We start from the raw sequence: 15,608 nt of genomic DNA on the forward strand, positions 1-15,608 counted from the left end.
CTAGGTCACTTTTCAATTGACTAAAAGTTAAACGTCAAGAAGATCACGTACTAACATTAATGCTGCAATACTGCGTGCTTCAGTAAAATCTGTTTGCTGTAATAGTTCTTTATAGTCTTTAATTGGCCAAGACACCACCTGTAATGGTTCGGGTTCATCCCCTTCAAGTTCAGCACTGTAAAGGTTCTTAGCTAAGAATATGGTCATTTTTGCATTAAAAAAAGCGGGGGCCATCATCATTTCAGTTATCTGATGCATTTTATCACTACCATAACCAATTTCTTCTTGAAGTTCTCGGTTGGCAGCCTGTTCTGCAAGCTCACCTTCATCAATCAGCCCTTTGGGGAAACCTAATAAATAACTGTGCGTACCTGCACAATATTCACGTACCAATAATAATGTCTCATCATCAATCATTGGCACTATCATCACAGCACCACGCCCTGAGCCCATCATGCGCTCATATTGCCTTTGTTCGCCATTACTGAAAGTCAGGTCGATTTGTTCAATGCCAAATAGTGCACTTTTAGCCACTTGTTGGCGATGAGTAATGATAGGTAATTGGTTTTCATCTGCCATAATTCTAGCCACATTGGTTAATTGCTTTTCCTTAGATATCACTATAATGACACGATAATCCATACTTTTGGAATAGCAAAATGGTATTATTTATTACACTGAATGTTTTTTTGAGGATTGGCTAAAATGGCGAGCATTAATTGGTCAGAAATTTCTACTGTTTTAATTGATATGGACGGTACTATTTTAGATTTACATTATGATAACCACTTTTGGTTAGAACATCTGCCTGCGCGTTACAGTGAAAAAATGTCGATTTCACTTGATGATGCCAAAGCAAAGCTCAAAGCTGATTATTTATCTGTTGTTGGTACGATTAAATGGTATTGCCTCGACTACTGGGCTGAACAAACACAAATGCCAATTAAGGAGCTCAAACGAGAAATACAACATTTGATTCAATTACGTACTGACGCAAGAGATTTTTTAATAGCACTAAAAGCAAGTGGCAGAGATGTGGTGTTAGTGACAAATGCGCACCCCGAATCATTATCATTGAAAATTGAACGTACTCAATTAGACCAATACTTTGATGTGCTTTACTCAACTCATGACTTTGGTGTTACCAAAGAGTCACAATTATTGTGGCAACGTCTGCAAGAAAAACATGGCTTTGATTGTGACTCAACACTCTTTATTGATGACAGTATAGAAATACTTCAGTCTGCCCAACAATTCGGTATTAAACATTTACTTGCTGTTGCTAACCCTGATAGTAAAAAATCAGCGAATGTCATTACTGATTTCCCCGCTATTACCAACTTTGATCTATTAACAGCACAGTTGAGTAAAGAATTGATCAACGGCACCAGTAATTAGCTGCCAACAAAAATACATAGCATTATATGACTCTTCATTGACACGGTTTTAATAGTACTTAAAATAGTGTCAATGGGTATTGCCCGTTCACATAATTAGCGAGCAAAGCATTGGCGAACTAAACATTAACTATATTGTTCATGACTAATCCACCTTTTATAAGGTTGGTATCTATCGTATAGCCAATTAAATATAAAAGTATAAATTAAAATAAAAACTAAAAAGCCAGCCTCTAAAAAGGTTGCTTCAAGCCAAGTAATATTTAAATACCATGCTAATACCGGTAAGGTAATTAAAATCATCCCAAACTCAAATGCTATTGCATGAATAATACGTATCGTTAAACCTCGCTCTACACGGTTATAGCCTGCTAATTTATCGAAAACGATATTGTAGATATAATTCCAAAACATAGCGAAAATAGATAGAGCGATACCTGCAATTGCCATTTTATCCGTTTCGTAACCGGCAATTAAAACTGTCGTTGGTACAACTATCATTAGTGCAAGAACCTCAAATAGAATGGCCTGATAAATTCGCTCAATTGTATTCATTTTTCATTTCTCTATTTAGTGACGATTTGACTATTTTAATCTAAAATAAAGATACAAAATAACTACATACCATCGGTTAAAACGATATGTTTAGTGTTGAACAACTACAAGCCTTTATCACAACAGTAGAAACAGGTTCTTTTTCTGCTGCCGCCCGTCGTTTAAATAAAGTTCAATCTGTGGTGAGTCAACATGTTATTAATTTAGAGATAGATTGTAATACCACATTGTTTGACCGTTCAGGACGATATCCGACACTTACAGAAGCAGGTGAGAAGTTATTACCACATGCACAGGCAGTGATTGATCAGCATCAGCGTTTAAAAAACTCGGCTTTATCATTAACAGATAACACCCCAAAAGAAATAACAATAGCGTTAGACGAAGGGATCTCGTTTAAACTTATTGCAGGCATTATTAGCAAACTACAAGATGAATTTCCAAATATCACCCTAGAATTCTTAAGTGCCTCAAGTCCCGATATAATCGATATGTTAAAAAATGTAAAAGCTTTAACGGGGATTGTTTTTAGTGAAATAACCATTCCTAGTTATTTAGACTTTGAATGTATTGGTTCAATCAAGTTTGACTTATACGTTGCTAAATCTCATCCATTGGCAAACCAAGTATGTAAAAATATCGATAGCTTAAGACTGCATCGTCAGTTACTTATTCGCTCTCGCAATACACAATCAAGTAGTTTCCAATTAAAGCTGAGCCCTAATGTTTGGTATGCAGATAATTACTTTCTATTGCTTGAACTGGCATTACAAGGGAATGGATGGTGCTTGCTGCCTAATCATATCGCTAATGAATCCGTTGAAAGTGGTCAGTTAGTTAAGCTACCACTTGAGTTTGAAGAAATGGGATGGCAGGCTAATGTTGATGTGGTTCAACATCAACGACACAGCAACTTGGAGGTATTTAAAGTCCTTAGACAATTATTACGAAACCTCTTATAGGTGATATTATTTAAACTAAAGATAATCAACTAATCAGTTCATACCCTGAACTGTTTTTTGTCATCTATTACGTTGAATTAAATATTGATTTAAATATTGATTTAAATATAGTTAATACTCAAAAAACAGAACACTTAAAGCTCATTCTCTGTCGCTTATTTTACTCTTTAAATCGACCTACAAACTACTAATCAAAAAACGTGTGCCCATTAAGTTATGTGTTGAATAACTAACTACTTTGATAGATATGCGCAATACGCATAATTTATATAGTGATGTATACTCCAATCATCACAGGGTAATGAGTAGGTAAAAGATGGCTTTATTAGAGCAGAAGTTAGCACGAGTTGACCTTAACTTATTAGTATCACTTAGTGTGTTATTAAAAGAAAAAAATGTCAGTCGAGCTGCTGAGCGTCTTTATTTATCACAATCTGCCATGAGCAGAACCTTACAACGCTTGAGAGATCTTTTCGATGACCCTCTCTTTCATCGCACAGCATCAGGTATAGTGCCAACAGAAAAAGCGCATAGCATTGAGGCTTTATTGCCTGACTTATTGCAAAAACTTGAATCAATTCTGCATGATGATGATTTTTCACCTCAGACTTGTGATAAAAATTTCTCTATCTCGCTACCATCGCTGACAAGTCATGCTATTTTTTTACCCTTAGTACAGGCTATAAATAATGAGGCACCCGGGGTGCAATTATCTGAATACTCGGCAAAGATGAGCTCAAATAAATCACTTGAATCAGGTTTTCTAGATTTCGCTATTCATGTTGAAAAACCAACCGATACCGCCTTTATCGCGACTTCTTTAGGAAAGTTATCATTATCGATTTTCGCGAGAAAGACTCATCCTCTCTCGGCACAACATAAAGTTGAACTAGCTGACTGCCTAACTTACCGTTTTCTTGAATTAAATGTAAATGAAGACTCTGGCGCTATTTTTACCAATCCTATTGATAGTATTCTACTCAAGCAGGGCTTCAAACGTGATATACAATTAAAAACGAGTCAATTGAGTATTCTGGTTGAGTTATTAAAATCATCAGACACCTTACTTATAGCACCCAGTTTCTTTATACATTCTTCCACATATAAAGAAGAGCTGGTCAGTGTTTATCAGTTTGAACAGACTGAGAGTAATATGGTGGAGTTATTTCTACTACAGCATCAGCGCACGGTAAATAGTACTGCACATCAATGGCTAAGAGATAAAGTATTACAGCATGCTTTATAATTCATCCCTTGCTAATCATTAGCTTCTAGTAGAATATTGCTGTAATAATAAGCGTATAGCCCTACTTCAAAGTTAGGATTTTCGCTAATACTTTCAAAGAGTAGCTCATGACCCTTTTAAAAAAAATCGTCGCGCTTATTTTGCTCCCCTTGTTATCATCCAGTGCTTTTGCAGCTTCAGGAATTTTTACCGATAAACTCGATGGCAATCTTGATGCTTCACGTTATCTTTCAGAAAATGCTTATGGTTTTTTACCTGTACCTATCATCATTACTGACCCTGCTGTAGATGGGGGCTTAGGCATGATGGGTTTGTTTTTTCATGAGTCAGAAGAAGAACAAGCCGCTCGATTAAAAACAATGCAGGATGAAAGTAATGATAAAGCATCACACAGCTTAATGCCGCCAAGCATTTCTGCCGCTTTTGGTGCCTATACAGGTAACGACTCTTATTTTATTGGAGGTGGTCATCTTGGTTTTTTCAATAAAGGCAGCATTCGCTATATGGGCGGCGGTGGTTATGGCGATATAAACCTAAACTTCTACGGCTTTGGTGATCTAGCCTTACCTAGCCCCTTAAAAATCAATACACAAGCGACTGCAATAATGCAAACGCTAAAGTTTAAGCTGGGTGATAGTGCTTTTTATTTTGGTCCTATGCATCGATACGTTGATGCGCAGGTTAGCATAGTCAACTCTGGTAATATTATGAGTAAAATCCCAAGTGATTTACGACCGGCACTTTCTACTAACATAGTCACTTCTGGTGCAGGACTAACATTGGAATACGACTCAAGAGATAATTTCTTTTCACCAACTGACGGGCTAAAGTATGAGCTTAATTACCTTTGGTTCGATGATGTTATAGGCTCGGATGTTGATTACACCTTAACTGAATTAACTGCACTAAATTACTTCAAGATCACTGATCATTGGCGTACGGCAATTAGAGTTGAAGCTAATTATGTCGACTCTGAGCAAATTTTACCTCCTTATGCGACTCCCTATATTTCGATGCGTGGTATTCCAGCAGCTAGGTACCAAGGGCAATCAGTTGCCTTATCAGAACTTGAAGTGGCATATAGAATCAATTTACGTTGGGAGCTGAGTGCATTTGCCGGTATAGGAAAAGCCAGCGATAGTTTTTCTGATTTTTCAGACAGCGACAGTCGTGTTAGTAAAGGAGCGGGATTTCGCTACCTAATTGCTAGGCGTTACGATTTTAATATGGGTATAGATATTGCCAAAGGCCCTGAGGATACGGTGTTTTACATCCAAGCTGGCTCTGCTTGGTAAATTACTGATTAAAACAAACAATAACAACATTGTCCATACGCGCTATTTTGCAATATACGCAGATAAAAAAATACCGCAGTCTCAATGAGAATGCGGTATTTTGTTTTATAATCTGAGCATTAACCTAAGTAAATGCTCAGTTATAAATTATGCTTCAGCGATAACTACAACTTTGATGCTAGTATCAACATCGTGATGTAAGTGAATAGCGATTTCGAATTCACCTGTTTCGCGGATAGCACCTAATGGTAAACGTACTTCAGCTTTCGTTACTTCAACGCCAGCTTCAGTGATCGCATCAGCGATATCACGAGTACCAATAGAGCCAAATAATTTACCTTCGTCACCAGATTTTGATGCGATAGTAACTTCAGCTAGTTCAACAATTTTAGCTGCACGAGCTTCAGCTGTTGCTAATACTTCAGCTAATTTAGCTTCGATGTCAGCACGACGAGCTTCAAAGTGCTCAACGTTAGCTTCTGATGCAAATACTGCTTTACCTTGTGGTAATAAGTAGTTACGTGCATAACCTGATTTAACAGATACCTTGTCACCAAGGCCGCCTAATTTGGCGATTTTATCAAGAAGTATTACTTCCATTTTAAACCCCTATTAGCTTACTTATGTAAGTCGGTGTATGGTAACAATGACAAGTAACGAGCGCGTTTAATCGCACGAGTTAATTGACGTTGATATTTAGCAGCAGTACCAGTGATACGGCTAGGAACAATTTTACCACTTTCAGTGATATAATTTTTTAAAGTTGCAATATCTTTATAATCGATAGATGTTGCGCCTTCCGCTGTGAAGCGGCAAAACTTACGACGTCTAAAAAAACGAGACATGGAGTTCTCCAATATGGTTTTATTTAGTTAACTATTTTGTTAGTAAATAAAGCCTAATTAATCATTTCAATTTGCTGAGCATGTAATGCTAAAAGCGGGTTACCGTTTCTAGATTCGTGGCGATTTATAAAACCGGTCACTTTTATTACATTCCCTGCAATTAATTCACGAGTTAAGTGTGATAAATCACCTGTAGCAACTACTTGTATTCGGACAAATGCTTGTCGATTCATACCAGCTTCATTTTGTATAGACTTATGGTCTATTGAAAACTGACTATGACTAATACCTGCAGGGCTGGTTGACTGTTTGGGGGTTCTCACCACCTCACCGATCAACACTAGGCAATTCTCTTGCGAGACAATCACAGATTACTTATTCTTCGCTAGCAGCTTCTTCAGATTTCTCTTCAACAGAGTCTTCTTTAGCTTCAACTGGCGCAGCAGCAACATCTTTCTTAACTTCGCGGCGATCGTCACGACGCTCTTCTTTAGCAGCAGCCATTGGCGATGCTTCAGTTACCGCGTCTTTAGTACGCATAATCATGTTACGAATAACAACATCGTTATAACGGAAAGCAGTTTCAAGCTCATCAATAACTACTTGTGGCGCTTCAATGTTCATAAGAACATAGTGTGCTTTATGTAGTTTGTTGATTGGGTATGCTAATTGACGACGGCCCCAGTCTTCTAGACGGTGGATTTTGCCTTCAGCAGCATTGATCAAGTCTGTGTAGCGCTGGATCATACCAGACACTTGTTCACTCTGATCAGGGTGAACCATAAATACGATTTCGTAATGACGCATTACGAGCTCCTTACGGTTGTAGTCTCATAATCTGGCACAGCCAACACCAGTTGAGACAAGGAACAAAAGTTCAGGCTGAATTAAGGAGGCGTATTGTAGGGAAAACAACCTGTAAAAGCAAGCAATAACGACGTGATGTCTACATACATAGAGAACAGTAGGCTGTACTTACCTTTTGAACTAAAAGTACAGCTACTTTATTGATTCAATATTGACAATTTCTGAGCGATTCAAGGTTATTTTAAAACGCTGTAAAGATTCTTCACCTTTACAGAAATGGCGTAAAATAAGATTGATTTGATAACGCTGCTCGACACCTTGGCTTGAAATTTTTTGCCCTTCTAAACTGTATAGTCGACCCGCCCCTTTTTTCAAAAAACGGACAAAAGGTGTTAAATTGAAAAATGTTTGCTGCTGAATTTCATCGTAGCCAGGTAAGAATTCTTTGGCCATAACCTTATTGTCACAGCGAAAATGCAATAATTGTGCAGCTTGCTTATTTTGTTGCCTACGTTGCTGAAACAATGAATTAACAGATTTAGGCAGGTCTTTATTACTTATGTACTCTAACCACAGAATTTGGCTCAAAATACGCTTTTTAGTCACACTATGAGTAAATAAGTTTTGCCATTTGGGTCGACCTTTTTGAATTTTACGCCATATAAGACTGGTTAAGTCTTCTTTAAAGGTTTCTCGTAAACCGTAAATAAGCCCCAAAAAAGCCACTAAAGCAACGGTTACTTCAGTAAAGTTAGTACGGGCATTAAGCACTAACAACATAACAAAAGCCATAATAACAGCAGTAACAACGCCACGCACAAAACGTTTTAAGTTAACATTTAAATATCGAGTTTTTCGCTGAAAGACCACGCCGTATTCTATTAACCTTTGTAATAACCGCATTTTGTTAGTAATACGGTTAGCATCATCTAGGGTAACTTGTGAGTTATATTTATTTTCAATGCGATATTCATTTTCACTTCGACATAAACTTAAGAGTAGCTCTCTTTCAACCGTGAATTCTGAGCTTTTCGGGCCCCTTGACAGTAACTTTAAGAAAGATTGTTCTATATGCCAACTTAAATAGTTATCCGCATTTTCAAAAAAGGAATTTAGTTTATTATCTGAAGGCGTATAACGTCTTAGTTTTTTAGTCAGTGAGAGAGTTTGCTCTGCCAATTCAACCGCTGCGGGATAAAACTCTTCTGCCGCTTTTAACTTTAATGTTTGCTTGATATCAGCATCGAGTGCTTTTTTAACTTGATAGGAGTACAAATTAAGATTTAATCGATAATCACTTTGCTCACCTTTTTTTTGGCTGACAAAGCGACTTCTCACTAATGGCAGATGCAATTGATCCGCATAGTAAGCACTATGGTTTTTGATATTAGAATAGAAAAACTCTTCCTCATTAAGAGTACTAGGGTTAATACCCATTTCAACCGGCAGTGAGAAATACAGATCAATACGTTGATAATCTTGCGGTAATAACTGATGGCTAATCTTAAAGGACAAGTTTTCATCTTGGCTGAGTTTAGTTTTATTCACTCGTAAAAAAGATTCCTTATTTTATGATGGTTCATGGTTGAAAACCATAAGCTAAGCATAGCAAAAACAAGGACTTTTTGGCAGGTTTTTCAGGCCTTAATTTTAACATAACATTAAAGTTAAGGCCTGAAACATTACTTTTATATTTTGATAAATATTTTTCGTTGATATAGCTTTAGCGAAACATACCAGAAAAGTGCTACGTGTGAAAAAGCAAAAATAAAGGAGGCTAATTTCGGTGTAAACACGCCACTAAGCTGTTTATATAACCAAGCGTACATGGAAACATCTCCAACATTAATGTTTAAGTACATGGTTACTACTAAAAATGACAATACATAGACAAATAGTGGATTAGTACCATAAACCAGTAAAGGCTCTGCCAATTTAACTTGTTTCATTATGTCAATTAACCAAATGAAGGCGGCAAGTAATAGACAAGCAAAACCAGTGCTGTAAATGACATAAGATGGTGTCCATAACGACTTATTAATAGGTAAGACTAAACCCCATAGCGCACCAAACCCTACGGCTAAGCCACCAATAAGCGTTAATTTGATAACACTACTTCTTTTATCTTCAATACTGGTTAAATAACGCGTTAATTCAAAACCCAGTAGCATATTTACTATTGCTGGAATAGTACTTAAAAGCCCCTCAGGCTCGAAAGCAACACCACGCATGGTATACATGTGATTAGCACCAAATACAGCTAAATCAAGCTGACGAATAACATTGCCCTCAATGGTTAAAGCCCCCTCTCCCACGCTAAGCAGTAATGCCCAATAAGCTATTAAAATTACTGCTGACGCAATAAAAACACCTGTTCTATTAAGCGTTAGTACTAAACAAGCGGCCACAGTGTAAGCAATACCTATACGTTGTAAAATGCCCATAATTCGCCAATCTTCAGCATTAACGGTAAATGGAATAACATTTAGCATAAAGCCAATAAAAAACATGATAAAACCACGTTTAATTATTTTCCTAAATTGTTCAGGGCTAGCAGAGAAATTACTTTTCTTGAAAGAGAAAAACATGGCTGAGCCAATAATAAATAAGAAGAATGGGAACACTAAATCGGTAGGCGTTGCGCCATCCCACTTTGCATGTAATAAAGGGGCATATACATGTGACCATGTTCCTGGCGTGTTTACTAAAATCATTAAAGCTATAGTAATGCCTCTAAAAGCATCGAGCGCGAGATAACGAGTCATGTTAATTTCCTAGCAGAATTTGTAGTTAATCATTGTAAAAGACAGCGCTGTCTTTTACAAGAAGACCTCATTTTAATGTGAGGTGGATAAATACTAAATTACTTATAAGCAGAAATGCATACCTGTTATCAATCATGTTTGAAAATGGTCTAGCATGACTTTGCAAGGCGACGACTATCGACGTATCTTACTCACCTATATAAGTTTCCTGATCAGCTAGAGCCATTGACTTAACTAAAAATACTTACGCGCTGATATATAGCTATGATACACTGCAAACTCATCCATTCTTAGACAAAACATAACCGAATAGCACCATGACGGCAGAATCTTTATTACAACAAGCACAATTCGTTTGCAAAAAAAAAGGCGCTCGTTTTACTAAAGTAAGAGAGCAAGTTTTTTTATTATTAGCTAACCGTCAAGGAGCCGTTGGCGCTTATGATTTATTAGCTGAACTAAAAGAATTAGATGCTGCTGCTAAACCCGCTACTATTTACCGTGCTTTAGACTTTTTATCTAAACAGGGTTTTGTCCACAAAATAGAATCTATTAATGCTTTTATTATGTGTCACCATTTCGGTGAGTGTGATCACCCTGTACAGCTATTAATTTGCGATGAGTGTGGTCATGTTGAAGAAATACAATCTAATAATTTTGATTTAGCATTACGCACAATGGCCGATGCTAATGGCTTCACTATCAGTCACCAAATAGTTGAAGCACACGGTCGCTGCAAAAACTGTAACACCGTTTAATTTCACTTAAGCTAGCCTACCGTTAATCTCATTAATACTGCTTTCTATCGCAAATTTTCACCTTGCAAATAACAAGGTGTTTCTGATTGTGGTATAAATCCACGATCAGTATTAAATATTGTATACCTTCTATAAAAAACGTATTCCTCCTCTACCTTGGAAAATTATGAAATATTCAACCTCTACAGCCTTAATTGGCCTAGTACTGGTTTTTTCTGGCTTACTATCAGTCGATAGCCAAGCAAGTAAAACTGACTTCGACGATAAATTTCGTCAATTAGGTGAGGTTTTACCTACGCCAAACATTTATCGTGCCGCCTCTGGCACGCCAGGTCATAAGTATTGGCAGCAACAAGTTGATTATGACATTTCCATTGCTCTTGATGACAAAACTCAGCGTTTAACTGGCGCGCAAGTCATGGATTATCAAAACAACTCTCCTGATACTTTACGTTACTTATGGCTACAGCTAGACCAAAATCGCATGAAACGCGACTCAGCTTATAAGATGACAAGAACGGCACCAAGCGAGAAGAAAGTCACTTTCGATAGTTTTCGCAGTTTGGTTGAATCACCTGTTTTTGATGGTGGTTATGGCATAACTAAAGTTAGTGCAAGTAATGGTAAAGCGCTACATTATGTTATCAATGGCACTATGATGCGTGTTGATCTGCCGAAGCCATTAAAGTCAGGTGCAAGTGTCGAAATAAATATTAATTGGCATTACCAACTACATGAGCAAAAAGTGCTTGGAGGTCGCTCTGGTTATGAATACTTTAAAGAAGATGATAACTATCTCTATGAAATAGCGAGTTGGTTCCCAAGAGCTGCAGCTTATTACGATGCTATGGGTTGGCAAAACAAACAATTTTTAGGTAATGGCGAGTTCACATTAGAGTTTGGTGACTACGATGTAAAAATTACTGTGCCTGCTGATCACATTGTTGCTGCTACAGGGGTTTTACAAAATGGAAGTAAAGTACTCACTAGCAGCCAACGAAAACGTTTAAAACAGGCCAAAAAAGCTAAAAAACCTCTATTGATCATTACACCTGCAGAAGCATTAGCGAATGAAAAGTCACGTAGCAGTAAGACAAAAACATGGCATTTTAAAGCCAAAAACGTTCGTGATTTTGCCTTTGCATCAAGCCGAAAATTCATCTGGGATGCGCAAGGTTATCAGCAAGGTAATCGCAATACTATGGCCATGTCGTTTTACCCTAATGAAGGTAATCCGCTTTGGGAGAAGTATTCAACCGAAGCCATAATCCATACGATGGAGCAATACAGTAAATATACTTTTGATTACCCTTACCCTGTTTCTATTTCAGTGAACGGCCCTGTCGGTGGTATGGAATACCCAATGATTACCTTCAATGGGCCTCGACCAACACTTGATAAAAAAACGGGTGAAAAAACCTATTCGCGCCGTACAAAATACGGTTTAGTTGGCGTTATTATTCATGAAGTCGGGCATAATTACTTCCCTATGATTGTCAACTCTGATGAGCGACAATGGACTTGGATGGATGAAGGATTGAATACCTTTTTACAGTTCCTTGCAGAGCAGGCTTGGGAAGAAGGTTATCCATCTCGACGAGGTCATGCAACAAGGATTACTAGTTATATGAAGAGTGATAATCAAGTACCCATCATGACTAACTCAGAGTCTATTTTACAGTTTGGCAATAATGCTTATGGCAAGCCCGCAACTGCATTAAACATTTTGCGTGAAACCATCATGGGTCGTGAACTCTTTGATTTCGCTTTTAAAGAATATGCCCAACGTTGGAAGTTCAAACGTCCTACGCCAGCTGACTTTTTCCGCACTATGGAAGATGCTTCAGCAGTTGATTTAGATTGGTTCTGGCGTGGTTGGTTCTATACCACTGACCACGTTGATTTAGCTATTAATAATGTCTATTTATATCGCCCAAACAGCCAAAATCCTGATGTGGAAGAAGCTTGGGAACGTGCACTAGATAATGAACAACCTGAATTTATCAGTGATTTACGCAATAAAGATCAATGGGTGCGTACTCAAGATAAACCTGAGTTATTAGATTTTTATAATGATCATGATAAATTTACCGCCACCAATGCCGACCGTAATAAATATAATGAAGAACACGAAGAACTAGAGTCTTGGCAAAAAGACTTATTAACTAATAATAGCAAATTCTATGTCATCGATTTTTCTAATAATGGTGGCTTGGTAATGCCAATTTTACTCAATATTACTTATGCTGATAGCACAACTGAACATATTTATATTCCCGCTGAAATTTGGCGTAAAAACAGTAAAAATGTATCTAAACTATTAATTCGTGATAAAGAAATCACTGAAATTGCGCTAGATGCCAAGTGGCAAACGGCTGATGTGAACATTAATAATAACTACTGGCCAGCACGTCCTATTCAATCTCGTTTTGATATTTATAAGGAAAAGAAAGAGGATATGATGCGTGATTACAATGAGAAGCTTAAAGATATCTCAGCTGAGAAAATCAACGATGCAGCAGAGCATAAAGAAGATGGCCAATAATGAGTAAAGTGTTTAGCAAGTATTTAATTGCTATCAGCTTTTACATAGGACTTGTAGCTTCAGCTACAAGTCATACCTATTTTTTTGGGGTTAGCGACGTATCTATCAACCCTAAAACTAAACATCTTGAAATAGTGCATCAATTTACTACCCATGATATAGAAAATGCAATAGCCGAAAAAAAACAGGTTCACTTTTCAGCTGAACATAAAAACTACGACATATATATCCAACAATATTTTGAGCAACAATTTTCGCTAGAAAAAAATCAAGTGAAAATCCCACTGATTTGGTTAGGCTTTGAAGTAACGTCAGGAAAAATTATTGCCTACCAAGAAAGTAACCAGCAAAGTTTATTACCGCAAACAGTGGTAAAGAATGCAATACTCATCGATACTTACCCAAAGCAAGTGAATACAGTTAACTATCAAGGTGTCGGTCTTAAAGGTGAAGCGCTTTTTGGCAGCTTAACTTTTGACTACAGGATCAAAGAAGCAATTATTACTCCAGACATAACCAGTAACTAAGCAACCAGCACTTAACACCATAAATTATAAAACTATTACGCTATTTGATTTACATTTGTAAAATAAGCATGCAGAATCAAATAAAGCACTTTATCTAAATAGCTAAGATTCGGAATCTTCATGAATGTAGAGTTTATCAACCCATTTTTATCTTCAATGCTTAATGTCATGTCAACGATGGCTCAAATGGAATTAATTCCAGAAAAACCACGTCTTAAAAAAAATGAAGTCGCCATGGGTGATGTTTCAGGTTTAATTGGCATGGTGAGTGATCAAGCAAAAGGTTCATTATCCATTACTTTTGAAGGGGCCTTAGCATTAGCCACGATGAAAAAAATGGTCGGTGAAGCACCTGATGAAGTCAATGAAGAGATTATCGATTTAATCGGTGAAATAACAAACATGGTTACCGGCGGTGCAAAACGTATGCTGAGCGAAAAGGGGATTGAGTTTGATATGGCAACCCCGATTGTTGTGTCTGGACCAAACCACTCCATTCATCATAAAGCTAAAGGTCCTATCGTTATAATTCCACTAAAAAGTGAATTAGGTAGAGCTTATATTGAATTCAGTTTTGATGAGTAAAACAAACAAGTAGAAGTAAGTTCACACAAGTAATTTACTCATAAAAAAAGCGACGATAGTCGCTTTTTTTATGTCAACAATATGATTTTTCGCTTAACATTTAAATGTTATAACCCCAACGCGGCATAATATCTTGTTCAATACCAAGATGATCTAATACTCGACCCACCATAAAATCGATGAGATCTTCAATGGTCTCAGCCTTATGATAAAACCCAGGAGACGCCGGCATAATAGTGACCCCTTGCTGAGATAAGCTGAGCATATTTTGTAAATGTAACGTTGAAAAGGGTGTTTCTCTTACCATTAAAATTAATTGACCACGTTCTTTTATCACCACATCCGCAGCACGTTCAATTAAGTTATCACTCATGCCATGACAAATAGCTGCCATCGTTCCGGTAGAACAGGGGCAAACAACCATTTTTTTCGGTGCTGAAGAGCCCGAAGCGACGGGAGAAAACCATTGTTCTTTACCAAAAACTGTTATTTGTTGATCTTTGGCCTGATATTTATCGGTGAGAAATTTACTGGCAGCATCAGGAGAACTAGGTATTTTAACGCCCACCTCAGTATCTAAAACAATACGACCAGCACTTGAGCACAAAATATAGAGTTGATAGTTTGCGGCGATTAAACACTCTATGAGCCGCAGAGCATAAGAAGCTCCAGAAGCTCCAGTGATGGCAAGGGTTATTTTACCATTAAAATCATTATTCACCTTACCCACCTTGTTCGAATTTTGTAGCATTAAATAACAAACTCACTTTGTAGTCTATGATTATCCCTAACCATTTTTAATCGTTTTCTTGACTTTTTTTAGTGCCATTTGTTGTTTTAGCGGCGATAAATAGTCAATAAATAACTTACCTTTTAAATGGTCTATTTCATGTTGCATCACAATCGCAAGAAATTCATCACTGGTGATAGTAAGCTCTTCTCCATCGCGATCTAACGCTTCAACCGTAACATGAGTGAAACGCTCAACATCAGCATAGTAGCCGGGTATAGATAAACACCCTTCTTGCCCTTTTGCTGTTGCTTCACCGTGAGTTATCACGGGGTTTACTAACACAAGTGGTTCATCACGATTCTCTGAAATATCAATAACCACTACGGCTTCACTACGACCAACTTGAGTTGCCGCTAAACCGATACCATCTTCGGTATCGTACATAGTTTCAATTAAGTCATCGATTAATACCTGAATTTGACTGACATCAGATACAGGTTTTGCTTGCTCTATAAGCTTATCATTAGGTGCGGTAAGTATAGTTAATACTGTCATTGTGCTAAGTTCTCTTTACTATTTTGATTAAAC

18 protein-coding genes are annotated in these 15,608 nt (G+C 37.3%); 8 read left to right on the forward strand and 10 right to left on the reverse strand.

Going from position 1 to position 15,608, the window contains the following annotated elements:
• Positions 1 to 27: 27 nt before the first annotated feature.
• On the reverse strand, positions 28 to 579 hold the full coding sequence (gene nudE / locus ESZ36_RS19255; protein WP_146790882.1) for an ADP compounds hydrolase NudE: 552 nt from the start codon (positions 577 to 579) through the stop codon (positions 28 to 30).
• 126 nt (positions 580 to 705) lie between these two features.
• Here nudE and yrfG point away from each other — a divergent pair, with 126 nt between their 5' ends.
• A complete protein-coding gene (yrfG, locus tag ESZ36_RS19260) occupies positions 706 to 1,398 on the forward strand; it encodes a GMP/IMP nucleotidase (RefSeq protein WP_146790884.1) in 693 nt (230 codons plus the stop codon).
• 125 nt (positions 1,399 to 1,523) lie between these two features.
• Here yrfG and ESZ36_RS19265 read toward each other — a convergent pair whose 3' ends face one another.
• Positions 1,524 to 1,952 carry a PACE efflux transporter gene (locus ESZ36_RS19265; RefSeq protein WP_146790886.1) on the reverse strand — a complete coding sequence of 143 codons (429 nt, stop codon included), beginning with the start codon at positions 1,950 to 1,952 and terminating at the stop codon, positions 1,524 to 1,526.
• An 86-nt stretch (positions 1,953 to 2,038) separates the two neighbouring features.
• On the opposite strand from ESZ36_RS19265, the gene ESZ36_RS19270 reads away from it, so the two are divergent.
• The 3 genes from ESZ36_RS19270 to ESZ36_RS19280 all read left to right on the forward strand — a co-directional run bounded on the left by ESZ36_RS19270 (position 2,039) and on the right by ESZ36_RS19280 (position 5,455).
• Positions 2,039 to 2,914 (forward strand): LysR family transcriptional regulator, encoded by an 876-nt coding sequence (locus tag ESZ36_RS19270; RefSeq protein WP_146790887.1) that lies wholly within the window; start codon positions 2,039 to 2,041, stop codon positions 2,912 to 2,914.
• A gap of 316 nt (positions 2,915 to 3,230) precedes the next feature.
• Positions 3,231 to 4,160: a LysR family transcriptional regulator gene (locus ESZ36_RS19275; RefSeq protein ID WP_146790890.1), complete on the forward strand. Its 930-nt coding sequence runs from the start codon at positions 3,231 to 3,233 to the stop codon at positions 4,158 to 4,160.
• Between the two features lie 107 nt (positions 4,161 to 4,267).
• Positions 4,268 to 5,455 carry a BamA/TamA family outer membrane protein gene (locus ESZ36_RS19280; protein ID WP_146790892.1) on the forward strand — a complete coding sequence of 396 codons (1,188 nt, stop codon included), beginning with the start codon at positions 4,268 to 4,270 and terminating at the stop codon, positions 5,453 to 5,455.
• A gap of 147 nt (positions 5,456 to 5,602) precedes the next feature.
• Here the strand turns inward: ESZ36_RS19280 and rplI are convergent, their stop codons facing one another.
• The 6 genes from rplI to ESZ36_RS19310 form a co-directional block, all read right to left on the reverse strand.
• Positions 5,603 to 6,055, reverse strand: a complete 453-nt coding sequence (gene rplI / locus ESZ36_RS19285; protein ID WP_146790894.1) for a 50S ribosomal protein L9 — start codon at positions 6,053 to 6,055, stop codon at positions 5,603 to 5,605.
• Positions 6,056 to 6,072: 17 nt separating this feature from the next.
• Entirely contained in the window at positions 6,073 to 6,300 is a 228-nt protein-coding gene (rpsR, locus tag ESZ36_RS19290; protein WP_011041278.1) for a 30S ribosomal protein S18, read from the reverse strand.
• A 53-nt stretch (positions 6,301 to 6,353) separates the two neighbouring features.
• A complete protein-coding gene (gene priB / locus ESZ36_RS19295) occupies positions 6,354 to 6,668 on the reverse strand; it encodes a primosomal replication protein N (RefSeq protein ID WP_146790896.1) in 315 nt (104 codons plus the stop codon).
• A 7-nt stretch (positions 6,669 to 6,675) separates the two neighbouring features.
• Positions 6,676 to 7,107: a 30S ribosomal protein S6 gene (gene rpsF / locus ESZ36_RS19300; RefSeq protein ID WP_011041276.1), complete on the reverse strand. Its 432-nt coding sequence runs from the start codon at positions 7,105 to 7,107 to the stop codon at positions 6,676 to 6,678.
• A gap of 192 nt (positions 7,108 to 7,299) precedes the next feature.
• Positions 7,300 to 8,655 carry a hypothetical protein gene (locus ESZ36_RS19305; RefSeq protein WP_146790898.1) on the reverse strand — a complete coding sequence of 452 codons (1,356 nt, stop codon included), beginning with the start codon at positions 8,653 to 8,655 and terminating at the stop codon, positions 7,300 to 7,302.
• Between the two features lie 140 nt (positions 8,656 to 8,795).
• Positions 8,796 to 9,872 carry an acyltransferase family protein gene (locus ESZ36_RS19310; protein WP_146790900.1) on the reverse strand — a complete coding sequence of 359 codons (1,077 nt, stop codon included), beginning with the start codon at positions 9,870 to 9,872 and terminating at the stop codon, positions 8,796 to 8,798.
• A gap of 317 nt (positions 9,873 to 10,189) precedes the next feature.
• Here ESZ36_RS19310 and ESZ36_RS19315 point away from each other — a divergent pair, with 317 nt between their 5' ends.
• The 4 genes from ESZ36_RS19315 to ESZ36_RS19330 all read left to right on the forward strand — a co-directional run bounded on the left by ESZ36_RS19315 (position 10,190) and on the right by ESZ36_RS19330 (position 14,287).
• Complete coding sequence (locus ESZ36_RS19315; protein ID WP_146790902.1) at positions 10,190 to 10,630, forward strand: transcriptional repressor; 441 nt, start codon at positions 10,190 to 10,192, stop codon at positions 10,628 to 10,630.
• A 166-nt stretch (positions 10,631 to 10,796) separates the two neighbouring features.
• Positions 10,797 to 13,175, forward strand: a complete 2,379-nt coding sequence (locus ESZ36_RS19320; RefSeq protein WP_146790904.1) for a M1 family metallopeptidase — start codon at positions 10,797 to 10,799, stop codon at positions 13,173 to 13,175.
• Positions 13,175 to 13,702, forward strand: coding sequence for a DUF6702 family protein (locus ESZ36_RS19325; protein ID WP_146790905.1), 528 nt, complete (start codon positions 13,175 to 13,177; stop codon positions 13,700 to 13,702). The genes ESZ36_RS19320 and ESZ36_RS19325 overlap by 1 nt, the downstream gene beginning before the upstream one ends.
• A 120-nt stretch (positions 13,703 to 13,822) precedes the next feature.
• Positions 13,823 to 14,287, forward strand: a complete 465-nt coding sequence (locus tag ESZ36_RS19330) for a chemotaxis protein CheX (RefSeq protein ID WP_011041270.1) — start codon at positions 13,823 to 13,825, stop codon at positions 14,285 to 14,287.
• A 100-nt stretch (positions 14,288 to 14,387) separates the two neighbouring features.
• Here ESZ36_RS19330 and ESZ36_RS19335 read toward each other — a convergent pair whose 3' ends face one another.
• Both ESZ36_RS19335 and def read right to left on the reverse strand, forming a co-directional pair.
• Complete coding sequence (locus ESZ36_RS19335; protein ID WP_246129177.1) at positions 14,388 to 15,008, reverse strand: flavin prenyltransferase UbiX; 621 nt, start codon at positions 15,006 to 15,008, stop codon at positions 14,388 to 14,390.
• A gap of 66 nt (positions 15,009 to 15,074) precedes the next feature.
• A complete protein-coding gene (def, locus tag ESZ36_RS19340; RefSeq protein WP_146790909.1) occupies positions 15,075 to 15,575 on the reverse strand; it encodes a peptide deformylase in 501 nt (166 codons plus the stop codon).
• Positions 15,576 to 15,608 lie beyond the last annotated feature (33 nt).

This window comes from Colwellia demingiae, assembly GCF_007954275.1.
Lineage (GTDB): Bacteria > Pseudomonadota > Gammaproteobacteria > Enterobacterales > Alteromonadaceae > Colwellia > Colwellia demingiae.